A 16,541-nucleotide genomic window follows, 5' to 3' on the forward strand; every position below is an offset into this window, starting at 1 on the left:
AGGCGCCGGAGCCCTTGCCCGACCGAGGCGTCAGCCGGCCTGCACCCGGTTACGGCCGCCGCGCTTCGCGTCGTAGAGACGCTCGTCGGCCCGGCTCATCGCGTCGGCCAGCGACGCCGGCCCGTCGGCCCGGGCGACACCCAGGCTGATCGTGACGGCCAGGCCGGGATGGACCTGCTCCCAGGGGTACGCCGCCACGCCCGCCCGCAGCAGTTCGCAGCGGGCGTGCGCGTCCGCCAACTCGGTGGCGCGCATCGCGATCAGGAACTCCTCGCCCCCCATCCGGGCCACCAGTTCGCTGTCCCGGACGTGGTCGAGCAGGATCGCGGCGATCCGGCGCAGCACCTCGTCGCCGACGAAGTGGCCGTACTGGTCGTTGACCCGTTTGAACAGGTCCACGTCGGCCACCGCCACACAGGCGCCGTCCGCGGCCAGCGACGGCAGCCGCTCGTCGACCGAGCGCCGGTTCGGCAGGCCGGTCAGCGCGTCCTCGGTCGCCTGGCGCTGCCAGAGCAGATTGTCGGCGGCCAGCTCGGCGCTGCGGGTCCGGTGCAGCTCGGCCTCCAGGCGGGCGTTCTCCGCCTCCAGCCGGGCGTTGTCCAGCTCGAAGTGGTGCGCCGCCATCCGGGCCCGGGCCGCGGCGACCTGGCTGTGCAGCTCGCGCTCCAGGTCGTGGAACTCCCGGTACCGGTGCAGCGCGGCGGCGAGGTCACCGGCCAGCTCGTACGCGCTGGACAGCTCGCGCAGGATCTCCATCGACATCGGCTTCTCGCCGGCCTGACGGGCCCGGTCCAGGGCCAGGAGCAGACCGTCGATCGCCTCGGCGTGGTGACCGCGCATCAGCCGTACCCGCGCCTGATGTTGCAATGCCTGTGACTCCAGTGTCCGATAACCGGACCGCACCGAGAGCTGGCGGGCCTGTTCGATCATCGACGCCGCGGTGTCCAGGTCACCGGCCAGGGCCAGCAACATGCCGTAGTTGTCCAGGCTGAGCGACTCGCGGTACGGGTGGCGGGCGGCGCGGGCCAGCCGGAGCGCCTCCGCCACGTGACCGAGCGCGTCGGTCAGCGTGCGCCCGGCGGCCTCCGCGTCGCCGAGCTCGCGCAGCCGGGCCACCTCGTAGACCGCGTTGTCGCTGACGTTGTTGAGGATGCAGAACCGTGCCTCGTCGTCCATCCCGTCGACCATGCTCAGCGCCCGCATCAGACACTCGGTGCTGAGCTCACGGTCACCGAGGCTGGCGTGCACCACACCGGTGCGGTTGTGCACCCAGTAGAGCAGGTGGCGGTCGTCCAGGCGCTGCGCGATGTCGCGGGCGCCGGCCAGCACGTCGAGGGCCTCCTCGTGCATGCCGAGGTCGACCAGCGGCATGGCCTGCACGGTGAGCACCTCGCAGAGGCCCGCCGCGTCGCCGAGCGACTCCAGGTGCACCACCGCCCGGCGGCAGGCGGCGACCGCCTCCTCCTGCTGCCCCACCCGCGTCAGCTGATTGGCGAGGGAGCGCAACGCGGCGGCCTCGCCGGCGGCGTCGCCGAGCAGCGCCGCCAGGTCGACGGCCTGCTGCGCCGCCTCGCAGCCCGACCGGTAGTCGCCCTCCAGCCGCTTCTGTTCGGCGAGGGCGAGCAGGGCGTGCACAGTCCGATCCCGCACTACGTCAACGGTAGTCAAGCGCCGTCCTCCCTGGCACCGGCGACCGCACGGCCGCCGGTCGAGCTACGTGTCCATCGACCCGCTCCACCCGGTCCTGAGAACTCCGCGGAGGGGCGGCGCGCCTAGGTATGCGTAGACGCGTCGTACAGCCCCTTCTACGTCGCTCTGACCAGCGAATATAGGTAACCGCTCCCGATGTGGGGGGAGGCGCGCCGACCGAGGATGGAGACATCACCACGACGAGGAGGAACCATGTTGATGCACCCGGACATGATGCTGGGCCTGGCGAACGACCGCCGTCGCGAGCTGATCGCCGAGGCGGACCGGCAACGGCTGCTGTCGATGGCGCGGGTGGCCCGCCGGGCCCGCAAAGCCGGTGCCGCCCGCGGCCGGCCCGCCGGTACCCTGGCGTCGTGCGAACCAGCCGCGGTGGTGCCGGCCCGGTGATGATCGGGCGCGAGAGCGAGCTGCGCCGGCTGGCGCAGCTCGCCGCGGCGCGGGAGCCGGCGGTGGCGATCATCGCCGGCGAGCCCGGCATCGGGAAGACCCGGCTGGTGCACGAGCTCCTGACCACCCTGCCGGCGGGCACGGTCGTGCTGGTCGGCCAGGCCGAGCCCGGCTCCCTCTCCCGGCCGTACGAGGTGCTCCTGGACGCCGTCGACGGGCGCCCCGAGGTCGACGAGCAGCAGCTGGCCGCCCTCGCCGACCCGGGACGCAGCCCGGTGGAGCGCCTGCACACCGGACTGGCCATCCTGGACGAGCTGATCGGCGAATCCCCCGCTGTCGTCGTCTTCGAGGACCTGCACTGGGCCGACTCGGAGAGCGCGGCGCTGTTCGAACGGATCGCCGACCACCGCGGCCCGCGACTGCTGATCGGGACGTACCGCCCGGACGAGGTGACCCGCCGCCGGCCGGTGGCGGGACTGCTCGCCCAGCTGGAGCGCCGGCACACCGTCACGTACGTACGCCTGGACCGCCTCACCCCCGCGCAGACCGCGGCGTTGCTCGCCGCGGCGACCGGCGCACCGGCGCCGGTGCGCGCCGCGACCGCGCTGCACCAGCGCACCGGCGGCAATCCGTTCTTCCTGGAGGAGCTGCTGCGCGCGCTGCCCGGCGACGACCTTGCGGCGCTGGTCGACCAGCCGCTGCCGTGGAGCCTGGCCGACGTGCTGCGCCGCCAGGTCGACGACCTGGACCCGGCCGCGCACCGGATCGTCGAGGCGGCCACCGTGCTCGGCCACCGCATCCCGTTCGACCTGCTGGCCGAGGTGACCGGCACCGGCGAGGACGAGCTCATCGCCGCCCTGCGCGACCTGGTCACCCGGGGCGTGCTGGTGGAGTCCGGCGAGGACGAGTTCGCGTTCCGGCACGCGCTGGTGCGCGAGGCGATCGCCGAGCAGATGCTCGGCCGGCAGCGGCGCCGCCTGCACGAGGCCGCGCTGGACGTGCTGCTGACCGGTGGCGCCTCCGACCCGGCCATGGTGGCGCACCACGCCCGCGGCGCCGGGCGTTACGAGGACATGATCGCCGCCGCGCGCGGTGGCGCCGCGCTCTACCTCTCCATCGGCTCCGCCTATCAGGCTCTCCAGCTCGCCGAGATGGGCCTCGACGAGGTGCCCGACGACACCGAGCTGCTCGCCTCCGCCGCCCGCGCGGCGTGGCTGGCCGGGCTGCTGGACGACGCGCTGCGGTACGCGCGGCGCTGGCGGGACCTCGCCACCGCCGCGACGGACCGGGCCGAGTCGCTCTACCTGCTGGTCCGGATCGCCTGGGAGTCGCGTGCCACCGACGAGATGCGCGGCCTGACTCAGGACATCGAGACGCTGATCGCGCAGCTGCCGCCGGGCGCCGGCCAGGCCAGGGCGATGACCGCGATCGCCCAGTCGGCCTATCTGCGTGACGACCTGAACGCCGCGCTGCTCTGGACGGACCGTGCGCTGGAACTGGCCGACGAGTTCGACCTGCCGGAGATCCGCCGGGCCGCACTGCTGGAGAAAGGCTCGACGCTCGCCGAGCGCCCGCAGACCGTCAACGACGGCCACGCCGTCCTGTCCGCCCTCGTCGACGAGGCCGAGAAGGCGGGCGAATGGGTGCTGGCCGCCCGCGCCCTGCACATCCTGGCGCTCGGCGAGCCACCCAGCTCGCCCAGTTCGCCGGCGGAACACGCCGAGATCCTGGAACGGATGCGGATCGACGCCGAACGGGCCGGTTTCGAGTCCCTCGCCGTGGCCGGCTATTTCCAGGGCCGGGCCCGGCTCGCCGTCCGGGCCGGTGACCTGAGCGCCGCGATCACGGCGCTGGAGGAAGGACGCGAGCAGGACCGCGGGTACCGGCGGTGGGGCCGGTGGGCCGACTATCACGGTGTCTTCCTCGCCGGGCTGCATCTGGAGGCCGGCGACCTGGACCGGGTCGACGAGCTCATCACCGACCTGGCGGCGGTGCCGAACAACCCGCCGACCACCATCCCCGGCCTGGCGTTCCACCTGGCCTGCCGGCGCGGCGACCTGGCGCGGGCCGAGTCCACCGCGGACGAGCTGATCGCCGCCCTGGCCGGGCAGTGGCGCAGCGGTGAACAGGCCCACGACCTGATCTCGGCCGCCCTGGAGATCGGCCTGCCGGCGCACCGGCTGCACCGTCTGGCCACCGCGCTGCTCGACCCCGAGGCGCACGACGCCTACCGGACCCTCGTCGACGCCCAGCTCGCCGAGGCGCGGGGCCGGCACGCCGAGGCCCTGCCCGGCTATCTGTCCATCGTGGAGGCGCACGTGCTCGGCCCGGCCACCCGCGGCACCGGACGCGTCGGCGCGGCGCGCTGCCTGCTGGCCGTCGACCGGCGCGAGGAGGCTGCCGCACAGGCCGACGCGGCCGTGCCCCTGCTGGCCCGGTGGGGTGGCTGGCGGGTCCGTCAGCTGGCCCAGGTCCGCGCCCGGCTCGGCATGGCCCCGCCCGACGCGCCGCCCGCCGTCACCGGCCCGGCCGCGCTGACGCCCCGCGAACGGGAGGTGGCCGTGCTGATCAGCGACGGGCTGACCAACACCGAGCTGGCCCGGCGGCTGTACATCTCGCCGCGGACCGCCGCCGTGCACGTCTCCAACATCCTGCGCAAGCTGGGCGTCTCGTCCCGCACGGAGGTGGGCGACCTTGTCGGCCGGCAGAGCTGACGCCGGCCGGGAGGATCCGCTGGCCGTCGCCCGCCTCCTGGTCACCGACCGCTTCCCCGAGGCGAGCTGGGCGATCCTCACCGGCAGCGTGCTCGGCCCGCAGCGCACCGCCGGTTCCGACCTGGACATCGTGGTGCTGCGGGACAACGGCACCGGCCACCGCGAAAGCCTGCGCTTCCACGGCTGGCCGGTGGAGCTGTTCGTCCACACCCCGGAGCGTCTCGCCGGGATCCTGGCGCGGGAGCTGGCCGACCGCAAACCCAGCACGCACCGGATGCTCGCCCACGGCGTCCCGCTGACGGGCGATCCCGGTGAGCTGCCGGCGGAGTGCGCCCGGGTGCTGGCGCAGGGCCCGCCCCCGTTGAGCCGCGCCGACCGCGACCGCTTCCGCTATCACCTCACCGACCTGCTCGACGACCACCAGCACGCCACCGACCCGGGCGAACACGTCGTCATCGGCGCGGCCCTCTGGACCGAGACCGCCCGCGCGGCGCTGGCGTTCGCGGGCCGCTGGCTCAGCCGGGGCAAATGGCTCCTCCGCGAGTTGCGCGAGCTCGACCCCGGGTTGGCGCAGCGGTGGCTGGCCGCCCGCGACGATCCGGCGCCGCTGGCGGCGGAGGTCCTGGCCGGGGCCGGTGGGCCCCTCTTCGAGGGTTACCGCGCCGGCTGAGGCGATCGGCGATGTCGCAGGCGGGCTCAGTCCGGTGGCTGTCACCCACGAACGCCTGGGGATCACGCGGCTTCGTCCGGCCGCGAGCGGGTATGCCCACGATCATGAGCGATCAGAACCCTGAAGCCTTCGCCGAGTTCGCGACCCAGGACGGCCCCGGTTCGGCCGACGTCGAGCCGAACGACATGGAGCACCCCGAGCAGTTCCACCCCGAGCAGGAGGCGCACGGCGGCAGCATGGCCCCCGACCTGGTCGACGACTCCGGCCGGCGCGTCGGCGACAGCCCCGTGCCGCCGGACTGACCCGGCGCGGGAGTCTCCGGCACGAGACGTGCCGGAGACTCTCCGTCCGCCGCTTTGCCGCGGGGCGCTGCGCCTGTTAGACAGTGCCGGTGAATCGCCGTCCCGGCAGCAACGGGACGGCATGTCCGGATAGTGAGAGTGAGCCATGGAGCCCGACCGTCCCGCCACCGCAACGAACGACACCGGCCGCATCCCACCGGTCTATCGAGCCGTGATGGCGGCAGCGGGGCCGATAGTCCGCTGGTGGGGCCGTCTCGAGGTGGTCGGCCTGGAGAACCTTCCGACACACGGCGCGACGATCGTCGCGGCCAACCACGACAGCGCGTGGGACCCGGTGGTCATCGCGTTCGCCGGCCGCCGGCGCCGGCAGATCCAGGCCCTCGCCAAGGCGTCACTCTGGAAGAACCCGCTGCTGCGCCGCGTCCTCGACGGGATGGGACAGATCCCGGTCCGGCGCGGACAGGCCGACATGGACGCGCTGGACGCCGCGGTGCAGTGCCTCGCCGCGGGCGGCTGCCTCGGCATCTTCCCGGAGGGCACCCGCTCCCAGGGCCGGCAGCTGCGCGCCCGCAGCGGTGTCGGGCGCCTCGCCCAGGCCGTGCCACAGGCCCGCATCGTCTGCGCGGCCGTCTCCGGGACCGTGGACATCGCCCGTTTCCCGCGACGCCCTCGGCTCAAGGTGACGTTCTTCGAGCCCACCCCGTCGCCGCCGTCCGAGTCCGCGCTGGACCTGGCCGCCAGGCTGACCGCCGAACTCCGCGCCGTCGCCCCGGTGGCAGCGGCGGGACGGCGACCCTGACCCCACCGGTGCGACACCGGGCGCCGGGACCGATCATCACGTTCAAAGCCTGATCACCGCCGGGGCCGGTCCCGGCGGCGATCACCGCGGGGGCCGGTCGTGGGCGGCCAGCACGGTCAGCAGGCGGGTGAGCTGTTCGCGGTCGGCCGCGCTCAACGGCGCGAGCAGTTCCTCCTCCACCGAGGCGAGAATCCGGTCCAGGCGGAGAAGCTGCTGTACGCCCAGCTCGGTGAGCGTGACGACGTTGCGGCGCCGGTCGGCCGGATCGGGTGCCCGCTCCACCTGCCCGCGCCCGGTCAGCTCGGTGATGACGGCGACCAGGTCGCTGCGGTAGATGCGGGTCCGCTCGCTCAGCGCGGCCTGGCTCGCCGGCCCGAACTCCTCCAGGGTGGCCAGCACGGCGTAGTGCCACTTCCGGGCGTCGGCCTGGGCGAGGGCCCCGTTGACGAGCCGGTCCGACCGCATGGCGACCATCGAGAGCAGCCGGGTCCGGGAACGTTCCAGCCGCTGGGTCACCGGCCCACCCTAACACTTGCGTTAGTCACACTAACGGTTTAACTTCGTTAGTGTGACTAATCATTTGCTGCCGTTCGGCAGTCAGCTCATCGGCCGTACCGAGAAGGCGCTCAAGGTCCTCCTCGACCGGCACCTGGCCGGCACCGATCTCACCGAGCCCCGATGGGTCGCGCTCACCCTGACGGTCACCGACCGGGCGACCCGGGTGGACCGCGTCCGGGAAGCCCTCAAGGTCGACGAGGCGACCGCCCGCGAACACCTCGCCGCACTGATCCGGGCCGGTTTGATCGACGCAGCGGGGCCGACCGAACGGGGCACCGCGCTCTGGACCCGGATCCGTCAGGCGATCGGCCGGGACACCGCCCGGCTCTGGGCGGACCTGCCCGAGGCGGAGCTGGCCGTCGCGGGACGAGTCCTGAACACCGTGCTGGCGCGTACCGAAGCATTGCTCTGAGCTGTCAGGGGGTCCCGCAGAACCGGACCAGTTCCTCGGCGTTGGCCGGATCGATCCAGTCGAACGTGCCGCGCAACAGGTCGGCCCGCTGGTCGACGGTGGCGACGGCCGCGGTCAACTCACCCCACGGCATCTCGACGTGCAGAAGAATCCGTTCGATGCCGTACGGCAGGGACGGCACCCCGTCGTCACCGGTGGCCCGCAGCAGCAGACCGTCGGTGGAGATGTCCTCGACATGCCCCGAAACGGCGACCAGGCGGCGGCCGTCCACACGTTCCAGCTGGGCGGTGCCGGTGGCCGGATAGGCGCCGGGCCGCCGGCCGGACGCCCGGCGCTGGACGACCTCGGTCGGCGTGTCACCGAGGACGTGCAACTGGCCGTCGCGCAGCTCCGCCTCCGCCCAGGTGACGCCGCTGCTGGTGACCAGCTCGACGATGCCGTAACGGCGGACGCCGGGCGCGTCCAGGCTGAGCACCGGGATCGGCGGCAGCTCGGTGAAGAACGGCGCCCGCACCTCGGCGAGCGTGACGAGAACCGAGTCCTGGGTGCCCGGGGAGCGCAGCGTGAGACTGCTCCCCGCCGGAACGGTAATCATATTTCGGACTTTATCGCGTATGACGGCTGTCTCGGGCGCCATTCCCCGCCGCACCGCCTTCCCGGCGAGTGGCTCGGCCGGGGATGGACGCCGGCCGGACAGAGGGCCGGCGCGGGACCGAGACGGCGCGGGGGCGGGAGTCGGCGCGGGAGCGGGTGAGCGGCGGGTCAGCTGATCGTCAGTTGTGCGCCGATCAGCGAGAGGTACCACGCGGTGTCGGTGAAGCCCGGCCCGGTCTCCGGCCCGATGTAGACGTCGATGTGCTTCGGCCCGCCCAGCCCCGGCGTGAACTCGTCGGTGATCCGCCAGTCGGCCTCGCGCAGCCGGGCGCACACCGCCGCCGCCGGCGCCGACCCGTCCTCCTGCCGGCCGCACGAGGCGATGGTGAAACGGGTGCCGTACGGCAGCACCTCCGGGTCCGCGGCCGCCGAGACGAACGGGGTGAGCCGGTTGCCGTCGGCGCTGCGGGGCGCCGAGTCCAGCCAGAAGCCGATGTCGTACGACCAGTTCAGGTAGCGCCCGGAGGCGGTACGCCCGGTGCCCTCCTCCTGCACCGCGTCGACGAAGCCCGCCGGGTACTCCCCCAGGCTGTCGTCGCCGTCCGAGCATTCGAGCCGCAGGCAGCCGGTGACCTCGGTCGGTTCGCCGTCGTGGAACCGCTCGACCGCCGTGTAGTAGACGGTGATCTCCCAGTCCTCGCTGAGCCGGCCGGCGCGGGTGGCGCGGGTGGGTGCCGGCCGGCGCCAGGTGCCCTGCGGCCGCGCCGAGGTGAAGGTGGGCATCGGAACCGGAATTGCCGACGGCGCCGCCTTCACCGAGGAGATCACCGGCGCGGGAGCGGGCGGCACCACCCGCGCCTCCCGCGACGTGCCGCAGCCGGCCACCGACGCGAGGATCACCGCGGCGAGCAGCTGACGAGCGGGCATTCAGCGAGCATAAACGCTTTTATCGTACGAAATCATGCGAGTATTCGCTCGTTGCCGTGATCGAGAGGAGAGGTTCGTGCACCGTCGCGCACCGATGTGGGCTCGGCTCAGCGCCGTCGTCGGATCTCTGCTGCTGCTTCCCGCGCTCGTCGTGGGCCAGGCGGTCCGCGCCGCGCCCGGCAGCATGGACGGCCCGCTGAACGTGCTGCTGGTCGGCATCGACCCGCGCGGTTCGCACGTCGCCCCGCTCGCCGACACGATCGTCGTCGCGCACATCCCGGCCGACCGGCACGGCGCCTATCTCTTCTCCCTCCCCCGCGACCTGGTCGTGCGGATCCCCGACTTCCCGGCCGCCGGCGTGGTGGCACAGCAGGCCAAGATCAACGCCGCGATGGCGCTGGGCAGCCGCACCGGCGCCGACACCTACGACCCGGCCCGCGGATATCAGCTGCTCGCCCGGACGGTCGGCGACCTCACCGGCATCCCGCACTTCGACGCCGGCGCCATCCTCACCTTCGGCGGCTTCACCAAGCTCGTCCGCGCGATGGGCGGCGTCCGCATGCGCATCGACCAGGACGTCGTGTCCGAGCACCGCAAGCCCGACGGCACCCCGCGCGACCGGCTGCCCGAATGCCAGGGCCACCATCGCTGCCTGCGCCCGTACACCGGCGCGCAGAAGGTGTACCCGAAGGGCGACACCGCGGTCCGCCTCCAGCCGTGGGAGGCCCTCGACTACGTCCGCCAGCGCTACGGCCTGCCCGGCTCGGACTACGACCGCCAGCGCCACCAGCGGCAGTTCATCAAGGCGATGACGAGGCGGGCGCTCAACCGGGAGGTGGTCACCGACCCGGCGAAGCTGCTGACCGTGATCACCGCCCTCGGCAACTCGCTGACCTTCACCGGCAGCCCGCACTCCATCGCCGACTGGGCTGCCGAGCTGAAGACGCTGACACCGGCGACGATGACCACGATCGGCCTGCCCGGCCGAGCGCTCTTCGAGGACGGTCGATACCGCGGCGAGCAGCTCCCCGCCCCGGCCAGCACCTTCTTCGCCGCCGTGGCCCAGGACCGGGTGGCGCCGTTCCTCATCGACAACCCCGGCGTGGTCACCGTCGACGGCTAGGTCACGATCGGTCAGACTGATGACGTGACCATTCATGGCTGCCGGACCTGCGGAGCCGCCCTGACGGTCCCGGTGTCCCGGGTCGCGCTTCCGGTCCACGCGCATCAGAAATACGGGAACGGGCCGGGCTCACTCGACCCGGTGCTGGAGCCCGGCACCTTCGCGGTGAACCCGTTGCCTTCCGGTCCGCCGTGGCGGCGGTGGGAGGAGGTCGAAGCCGGTGAGGCGCTCGGCTGGTACGCGCCCAGGTACAGCGTCTCCGACGGGCCGGTCGGCCAGGTCCTGCTCGGCCCGGGGGACGTCCGCAACGCCGTCATCGACCCGAAGCTGGCCGGCGACTTCGGATGCTGCGGCCTCGACGGGAGCGAGCCCAACATGGTCTGCGTCACCTGCGGCACCGCGGTGGCCACCCGGATCGACGACTGCGGCCTGCGGCAGGCAGTGTGGCTGGACCCGCGGACGACCCACGTGATCGAGGACGGTTCCGGACCGCACCCGTTGCTGGGCTGGACGGAGTTGCTCGACCAGCGGCCCGGCGTCCCGCCCCTCGAACCGGACGGCGGCTGGGACCCCATGTGGATGGCCGCCACGGCCTCCGCGCTGGCGCGTCTGCTGGCCGTCTCGAACGGTGACCCGATCCTGATCCCGGATCACCGGGTCGCCGAGATCTTCCGGCCCACTCTCGACCGTCTCGTCCTCCCGGCCGGCACGGGGCGGGAGCGCATCCTGACCCTGGCCGGGCCCGGACTGCCGACCGCCGCCGGCGACCTGGCCCTCGTCCCGGAGCATCCGCAGACCGGTGAGGTCTGGCCGGCGGCCCGGCCGGTGAAACCGGTCCCGTTGGCCTGGGACGCCTGGCGGCATCTCGCGTTCCACCGCGACCCGAAACCGGTCGGGCGGTCGGTCCCCGTGCTGCCGGAGGCCCTCCCCGCGCTGCTCCCCAACTGCCGGCTCGAGCCGGACGGCCGCATCTTCCTCAGCGTCCTGGCACGGCTGCCGGAGGTCGGACAGCCTTGGCTGCGCGCGATCTACGAGCGGGGCCGGCCGTACTACTACAGCTACTACACCTTCTGAGCGGTGACGATCGGCATCTCGTCGCTGCTCAGCAGGCTTATCGCTGCAGGTTCCACTCCGCGCTGCGGGTGCTTTCGCCGACGGGAAGCGCGATGTGCAACCGGGTCAGTTCGGCGTCCTCGGGAACGGGGAAGCCGGCCGTGAGGTCGACCTCCCAGCCCGGTTGCAGCATCGGAGGCACGGTGAGCTCTTCCCCCATGTCCGACCGCATGTGATCGCCCCGGTGGCTTTCACCGGCCGAGTCGAGGACCCAGGCGTCCGAGGTGAGACGCGCGACGATCGGCGCCGTGCCGGTGTTGTGGACGTGCACGGTGAAGAAGACCAGCCGCTGGTCCGGGTTGTCGAAATCGGGCTGTTCGAGGTGCAGTTCGGCGCCGACCTCGACACGGGCGCCGTTGTCGGCGGTCAAGGCTACGCGCTGATCTCGGCCGACCGGTCCGGGTACGGTGACCTGCACGTACATACCGTTCGGGCCGGCGCTCGGTGTTGTCACCATGCGCGGTGTCACCAGTCCGTCACCGTTGGATGGTTTGGTCGCGACGACGACAGCGATCGCCAGCACGACGACCATGAGGGAGCCGACGGCCATCCGGGCGAGTGACCGCGCAGGCTCCGGTTCGCGCGTAGCGGCCGGCACGGGTGGAATCGGGACAGCGGGCTTCTGCGGTGCGGCCTGCCGGTCGTCGCGTCTGCGCGCGGCGAGCACCCAACCGGCGGCCGCACCGGCCATGACGCCAAGAATCATCCAGCGCATACGGCGGGGAGCTCTCATGCGAGGCGTCATCGGCGGCCGAAACACGTACCTGAGACTTCCCGCCGTGCTGCAGGGAGGGAAGGTCCCGGCGGCTTGACCGCCACGCTACCCTGACGCAACATATCTGGCAGATATATTGGAGGCGCGGTGGCACGGTCGAGCCAGACCGACATGGCGGTTCTGGGTGCGCTCAGCATCCAGCCGATGTCGGGCTATGCGTTGCGGGAGGCGATCCGCGACGTGCTCGGGCACTTCTGGAGCGAGAGCTTCGGCCAGATCTATCCGACGCTGAAGGCGCTGGAGCAGGAGGGTCTCGTCGCGCGCGCCGGCACCGCCCGCGCCGGCGGCTCGACGTTCACCGTCACGGACACCGGCCGGCAGCGCCTCCGTGAGCTGCTCACCGAGCCCGTCCGCGAGGTGGCGCCGCGCAACGGGCTGCTGCTGCGACTCTTCTTCGGCCGTGCCCTGGGCTCCGCCGCCTGCCGCGAGCTGATCGCCGGCGCCCGAGCCGACGCGGTCGCCCGGCTCGCCGAGTTCGACCGGCTGCTGGCCGGCAACGACACCGAGGGCACGCCGGACAGCCCGTACATCCGCATGACGATCCTGGCCGGCCGGCACAGTGCCGCGGCGGCGATCGGGTGGGCCGACACCTGCCTGCCGATGCTCGACGAGATGGAGCAGGCATGACGGCGCGACTGGCGGCGATCGGATTCGGGATCATCGTGCTGTTCCAGGTCGCGCTCGCGGCCGGCGCACCGTTGGGCCGGGCCGCCTGGGGCGGCAGCCACGCCGGGACGCTGCCCCGGCAGCTGCGGGTGGCGAGCCTGGTCGCCGCGGCGATCTGGGTCCTCGCCGGTGTTGTGCTGCTGCGCCGGGCCGGGCACCTGACGGAACTGCTGCCGTGGACCGTGGCGCAGTGGGGCACCTGGATCGTGATGGGCCTGCTGCTGCTCGGCACGGTCATGAACGTGGCGTCGCCGAGCAGTTGGGAGCGGTACCTGTGGGGGCCGTTCGCGGCCACGCTGGCGGTGCTGTGTTTCCTCGCGGCCCGCGCGCCGGCGCCCTGACCAGTCCCGGGAGCGGTCTGCCGCGAACGATCAGCGATTGCCGGCCTGGATCAGTGCACCCCGTCGCCCACGGTAGTCCCGGTGTCCGTCGTCTCGGCGAGCACCAGGGCTTGGGCGGCGATGACCTGAGCGCCGTCGAACGTCACGGCGGGGGAACCGTGCAGGCGGTAGCCCTGGTTCAGGAGGCTGCTGACGCGGGCGCAGAACTCGGCGTCGTCCGGGCCGGTGATGAGCCGGTAGCGAAGGGGTTCGGGCACCGCCTGATTCTGTCGGTCCGCCCCGGCATATGCCAAGGCCCGGCCGGCTGACGCCGGCCGGGCCTCTCGTGACTTCCTCAGCTGCAGGCTGACCCGTTGAGGGTGATCAGTTCCGGTGCCGGATTCGGGCCACCCGCAGTGGTGGCGTTGAATCCGAAGTACACCGTCTGCCCCGGCTGGATCCGCCGGCTGGTGCTGGTGTTCTTGGCGGTCACCGTCGCGCCGTCCTGGGTGGCCGCTGCCGACCACGCCTCGCGCACCCGTTGGCCGCCGAGGAACGCGAACCGGCTGGTCCATCCGTCGATCACGGTGGTGCCGGTGTTGGTCAGGGTGACCTGGGCGGTGAAGCCGCCGTTGCCCTGCCACGGGCCGTAGTCGGTGTAGGTCGCGTCGCAGGACACCCCGCCGGCCGGTTGGCCGGTGCCCTGGTCGGCGAGGAAGGAGGACACCCAGGCGAGCGCCGAGTTCCAGTTGATCGCCACCTCGTTCGTCGCGTACGACTCGATGTGGTCGACGTAGCAGAACATCGGCTTGCAGCCTTCCAGCAGGTCCTTGGCGAAGGGGTCGTCGAGGCCCGCGTTGGCGCCGCCGGCGAGGGAGCCCGCCGGCGGGTGCGGCGTACTGGCGTCCGCCTGGTGGGCGAAGATGCGGCTGTGCTGGTTCTGCGAGGACTTCTCGCCCCAGCCGGTGACGTACGACTGGTTCAGCGCGTTGCGGCCGAAGATGTAGTCGACGCCCTGCAGCGCGCCGTCCCGGTACTTGCTGTCACCGGTCAGGTCGTACGCGGTGGCCAGCACCTGGACGTTGTTGAGGATGTTGCTGTTCGCCCCCCAGAAGTAACTGCCCGCGTTGCCCGGCATGGGCAGCCCGTACGCCTGCGCCTTCAGGGTTGCCAGGTATCGATCGGCGGCGTCCGCCACCGACTGCCGGACGCGCTGCCGGTCGGCTTGCGGCAGCAGGTTGGGCACCGTGGCGAGGTCGAGCCGGCCCAGTGCGGCGGTGCTGCCCCAGCCGAACCCGGTGGCGGCGAAAACGTCGCCGGTGTGGTGCGGGCTGGCCGTCACGTCGATCAGATATGCCTGCTCGGCGGTGCTCAGGTACAGCTCGGCGGCGGCCCAGTAGAACTCGTCGCTGACGTCGCCGTCGCCGTATCCGCCGCCACCGCCGCCGAGGTCCTGAGCGATCTTGGCGGGGTTTGCCTTCGCCGCGGCGTACGCCGTACGCGCCACGCTGAGGCACCGGCCGGCGAAGGCCGCGTCGTAGGGGGCGTACAGCCGTGCGCACTGTGCCGTGGTCGCCGCCAGGTTGAGCGTGGCCGCCGTCGACACCGGGTGCAGTTCGCGCTGCTCGGGGTCGTCCTCGGGCTGCATCGGGATGCCGGTCCAGTTGGCGTCGTGCATCTTGTGGTGGGCCATCCCGGCAAACTGCTCGCCGGCCGGCACCTGCATGCGCATCAGGAACTCGAGCTCCCAGCGGGCCTCGTCGAGGATGTCCGGCACCTTGTTGCCGCGCTCGGGCACCCGCAGTGTGCTGTCCGCCAGCGCGGCACCGTGCGCGGCGGTGGCCGCGGTCTTGGTGCGTTCGAAGGTGCTCATCAGCTGCTGCACCGCGATGCCGCCGTTGACGACGTACTTGCCGTGGTCCCCCGCGTCGTACCAGCCGCCGCGGACGTCCAGCCGGTAGTCGCAGGCACCGGCGCGGCAGGGCACGTCGGTGTCACCACGGTTGGGCGCGACGCCGAGATGCCCGGCGGGCCGGGCGTACTCTGCGCCGACCAGGTCGCCGTCGATCTCGATGCCGCTGCGCTGGATGTAGAAGAACTGCAGGGCGTCCGAGCGCAGCTGCTGGTAGACGGTGCCGGAGATGTCGAACGGGTGGCTGGTCTGGCCGTCCGCGACCAGCGTGTAGCCGGAGCCGGCGGTGCGGAAGGAGCTGAAGTCGATGCTGTGCACGTTCTGCCCGGACGCGGCATCGACTCCGCGCGGTGTGCTGGTGCCGTCGGCGACCACGTCCCCGCCGGCGTTCTTCAGCTGCCAGCCGAGCGCCTGGGTGGCGTCGGTGACGAGCGTCGCGTTCTTCGGCCCGGCGGGCAGGTAGCCGACCTGGTTGACCCGGACCCGCGGTCCGGTCTCCGGCACGTAGGGCGGCTCCTCCTCCCCGCCGATCAGGGAGACGTTGTCCAGGCAGATCGTGTACGCCGCGGTGCTGCCACCCACCTGGAAGGCGACCTGGCCGGCGGTGGTGTCCGCGGAGGCCGTGAAGGTGTACTCGAAGTGCTGCGAGGCCGCGGTGAGCGCGACCTCACGGGACAGGAACGAGGTGTACGGCTCCGCCCCGAGCTGCACGTTCGCACGGACGGTGGCTCCCGGCGTGGCCGAGGCGTCGAACGAGAACGTGTACGACGAGCCCGCGACCAGAGTGATCCCGTTCTGCCCGATGCCGGCGTCCCAGGGGTTGGCCAGCCCGGCCGGCACCGCGGAGCACAGCTGTCCGTCGTCCACCCCGGTGGAGGTGGTGCCGTACGTGTACCAGCCCGCCGTACCGTCGGCGAAGTCCCCGTTCTCGAGCTGCTCCGGGCCGCCCGGCGGCGGAGCGGCCTCGTCGCTGGTCAAGCTGACGGCGTCGAGGCAGAAGGTGAAGTCCTCGGCGCTGCCGCCGAGCTGGAAGGTCAGCGTGCCGTTGGGCGAGTCGACCCCGGCGGTGAACTCGTACTCGAAGGTCTGCGCCTCGGCCGTGAGGGCGACGGCACGCGACAGCGCCGTGGTGTACGGCTCCTCGTTGAGCTGGACGTTGGCCCGGACGCTGACCGCTTCGCCGGCCGACGCGCTGAAGCTCAGGGCGTACGCGGCGCCGTCGATGAGCGGGACGCCGTTGTGGCCGAGGCTGACGTCCCAGGCGTTGGTGGTACCGCCGGGGACCTGAGCGCAGAGCCGTCCGTCGACGACCGACAAGGGCGCGTTCTCGGTGGACCACCAGCCGGTGGTGCCCGAGGCGAAATCGCCGTTGGGGATGTGCTGGACCGGCGCGGCGGCGGCCGGTGCAGTGGGGAGCAGGGTCAGCGCGAGGGTGGCCGCGGCGAGCGACGCGGTGAGCTGCCGACGTCGGTGTGGCTTCACAGGGGTCCTTCCAGTGACATCACAGGCCAGTGGTGGGAGCGCTCCCACGTCACCACGATTGTTGCCATTGGATTAAC

Annotated in this window: 17 protein-coding genes; 10 read left to right on the plus strand and 7 right to left on the minus strand. The window is 72.5% G+C overall.

Features of this window, described 5'->3' with window-relative positions:
* Window positions 1-30: 30 nt before the first annotated feature.
* A complete protein-coding gene (locus AC0NH5_RS14090) occupies window positions 31-1,650 on the minus strand; it encodes a GGDEF domain-containing protein (protein ID WP_474403574.1) in 1,620 nt (539 codons plus the stop codon).
* Between the two features lie 252 nt (window positions 1,651-1,902).
* On the opposite strand from AC0NH5_RS14090, the gene AC0NH5_RS14095 reads away from it, so the two are divergent.
* The 5 genes from AC0NH5_RS14095 (at window position 1,903) to AC0NH5_RS14115 (ending at window position 6,582) form a co-directional block, all read left to right on the plus strand.
* The gene (locus AC0NH5_RS14095) at window positions 1,903-2,097 is read left to right on the plus strand and encodes a hypothetical protein (protein WP_474403576.1); all 195 of its coding nucleotides are present in this window, start codon (window positions 1,903-1,905) and stop codon (window positions 2,095-2,097) included.
* Window positions 2,064-4,811: an ATP-binding protein gene (locus tag AC0NH5_RS14100; protein WP_474403578.1), complete on the plus strand. Its 2,748-nt coding sequence runs from the start codon at window positions 2,064-2,066 to the stop codon at window positions 4,809-4,811. The genes AC0NH5_RS14095 and AC0NH5_RS14100 overlap by 34 nt, the downstream gene beginning before the upstream one ends.
* On the plus strand, window positions 4,792-5,481 hold the full coding sequence (locus AC0NH5_RS14105; RefSeq protein ID WP_474403579.1) for a nucleotidyltransferase family protein: 690 nt from the start codon (window positions 4,792-4,794) through the stop codon (window positions 5,479-5,481). The genes AC0NH5_RS14100 and AC0NH5_RS14105 overlap by 20 nt, the downstream gene beginning before the upstream one ends.
* 104 nt (window positions 5,482-5,585) lie before the next feature.
* Window positions 5,586-5,783: a hypothetical protein gene (locus tag AC0NH5_RS14110; RefSeq protein ID WP_474403581.1), complete on the plus strand. Its 198-nt coding sequence runs from the start codon at window positions 5,586-5,588 to the stop codon at window positions 5,781-5,783.
* Between the two features lie 145 nt (window positions 5,784-5,928).
* Complete coding sequence (locus AC0NH5_RS14115; protein ID WP_474403583.1) at window positions 5,929-6,582, plus strand: lysophospholipid acyltransferase family protein; 654 nt, start codon at window positions 5,929-5,931, stop codon at window positions 6,580-6,582.
* A gap of 81 nt (window positions 6,583-6,663) precedes the next feature.
* On the opposite strand, the gene AC0NH5_RS14120 is transcribed toward AC0NH5_RS14115, so the two are convergent.
* A complete protein-coding gene (locus AC0NH5_RS14120; RefSeq protein ID WP_474403585.1) occupies window positions 6,664-7,098 on the minus strand; it encodes a MarR family winged helix-turn-helix transcriptional regulator in 435 nt (144 codons plus the stop codon).
* A gap of 52 nt (window positions 7,099-7,150) precedes the next feature.
* On the opposite strand from AC0NH5_RS14120, the gene AC0NH5_RS14125 reads away from it, so the two are divergent.
* Window positions 7,151-7,552 carry a hypothetical protein gene (locus tag AC0NH5_RS14125; protein WP_474403587.1) on the plus strand — a complete coding sequence of 134 codons (402 nt, stop codon included), beginning with the start codon at window positions 7,151-7,153 and terminating at the stop codon, window positions 7,550-7,552.
* A gap of 4 nt (window positions 7,553-7,556) precedes the next feature.
* Here AC0NH5_RS14125 and AC0NH5_RS14130 read toward each other — a convergent pair whose 3' ends face one another.
* Window positions 7,557-8,147, minus strand: coding sequence for a hypothetical protein (locus AC0NH5_RS14130; protein WP_474403589.1), 591 nt, complete (start codon window positions 8,145-8,147; stop codon window positions 7,557-7,559).
* A 167-nt stretch (window positions 8,148-8,314) separates the two neighbouring features.
* On the minus strand, window positions 8,315-9,073 hold the full coding sequence (locus tag AC0NH5_RS14135; RefSeq protein ID WP_474403591.1) for an RlpA-like double-psi beta-barrel domain-containing protein: 759 nt from the start codon (window positions 9,071-9,073) through the stop codon (window positions 8,315-8,317).
* Between the two features lie 94 nt (window positions 9,074-9,167).
* Here AC0NH5_RS14135 and AC0NH5_RS14140 point away from each other — a divergent pair, with 94 nt between their 5' ends.
* Window positions 9,168-10,196: an LCP family protein gene (locus AC0NH5_RS14140; RefSeq protein ID WP_474403784.1), complete on the plus strand. Its 1,029-nt coding sequence runs from the start codon at window positions 9,168-9,170 to the stop codon at window positions 10,194-10,196.
* A 24-nt stretch (window positions 10,197-10,220) separates the two neighbouring features.
* Window positions 10,221-11,270, plus strand: a complete 1,050-nt coding sequence (locus AC0NH5_RS14145; RefSeq protein WP_474403593.1) for a hypothetical protein — start codon at window positions 10,221-10,223, stop codon at window positions 11,268-11,270.
* 37 nt (window positions 11,271-11,307) lie between these two features.
* Here the strand turns inward: AC0NH5_RS14145 and AC0NH5_RS14150 are convergent, their stop codons facing one another.
* A complete protein-coding gene (locus AC0NH5_RS14150; protein WP_474403595.1) occupies window positions 11,308-12,000 on the minus strand; it encodes a hypothetical protein in 693 nt (230 codons plus the stop codon).
* 171 nt (window positions 12,001-12,171) lie between these two features.
* Between AC0NH5_RS14150 and AC0NH5_RS14155 the strand changes: the two genes are divergently transcribed.
* Together AC0NH5_RS14155 and AC0NH5_RS14160 are read left to right on the plus strand one after the other, a co-directional pair.
* Window positions 12,172-12,711, plus strand: coding sequence for a PadR family transcriptional regulator (locus AC0NH5_RS14155; RefSeq protein WP_474403597.1), 540 nt, complete (start codon window positions 12,172-12,174; stop codon window positions 12,709-12,711).
* Window positions 12,708-13,091 (plus strand): hypothetical protein, encoded by a 384-nt coding sequence (locus tag AC0NH5_RS14160; protein WP_474403599.1) that lies wholly within the window; start codon window positions 12,708-12,710, stop codon window positions 13,089-13,091. The genes AC0NH5_RS14155 and AC0NH5_RS14160 overlap by 4 nt, the downstream gene beginning before the upstream one ends.
* Window positions 13,092-13,141: 50 nt before the next feature.
* Here the strand turns inward: AC0NH5_RS14160 and AC0NH5_RS14165 are convergent, their stop codons facing one another.
* Both AC0NH5_RS14165 and AC0NH5_RS14170 read right to left on the minus strand, forming a co-directional pair.
* Window positions 13,142-13,348 carry a DUF1737 domain-containing protein gene (locus tag AC0NH5_RS14165; protein WP_474403601.1) on the minus strand — a complete coding sequence of 69 codons (207 nt, stop codon included), beginning with the start codon at window positions 13,346-13,348 and terminating at the stop codon, window positions 13,142-13,144.
* A gap of 77 nt (window positions 13,349-13,425) precedes the next feature.
* A complete protein-coding gene (locus AC0NH5_RS14170; RefSeq protein ID WP_474403603.1) occupies window positions 13,426-16,464 on the minus strand; it encodes a glycoside hydrolase family 9 protein in 3,039 nt (1,012 codons plus the stop codon).
* Window positions 16,465-16,541 lie beyond the last annotated feature (77 nt).

The organism is Actinoplanes sp. 13, from assembly GCF_056134165.1.

Excerpts from the sequence above, each read along its gene's own strand:
- AC0NH5_RS14135 (WP_474403591.1), bottom strand. The coding sequence starts at position 9,073 with ATGCCCGCTCGTCAGCTGCTCGCCGCGGTGATCCTCGCGTCGGTGGCC.
- AC0NH5_RS14130 (WP_474403589.1), bottom strand. The coding sequence starts at position 8,147 with ATGATTACCGTTCCGGCGGGGAGCAGTCTCACGCTGCGCTCCCCGGGC.
- AC0NH5_RS14115 (WP_474403583.1), top strand. The coding sequence starts at position 5,929 with ATGGAGCCCGACCGTCCCGCCACCGCAACGAACGACACCGGCCGCATC.
- AC0NH5_RS14095 (WP_474403576.1), top strand. The coding sequence starts at position 1,903 with ATGTTGATGCACCCGGACATGATGCTGGGCCTGGCGAACGACCGCCGT.
- AC0NH5_RS14110 (WP_474403581.1), top strand. The coding sequence starts at position 5,586 with ATGAGCGATCAGAACCCTGAAGCCTTCGCCGAGTTCGCGACCCAGGAC.
- AC0NH5_RS14140 (WP_474403784.1), top strand. The coding sequence starts at position 9,168 with ATGTGGGCTCGGCTCAGCGCCGTCGTCGGATCTCTGCTGCTGCTTCCC.
- AC0NH5_RS14150 (WP_474403595.1), bottom strand. The coding sequence starts at position 12,000 with ATGGCCGGTGCGGCCGCCGGTTGGGTGCTCGCCGCGCGCAGACGCGAC.
- AC0NH5_RS14160 (WP_474403599.1), top strand. The coding sequence starts at position 12,708 with ATGACGGCGCGACTGGCGGCGATCGGATTCGGGATCATCGTGCTGTTC.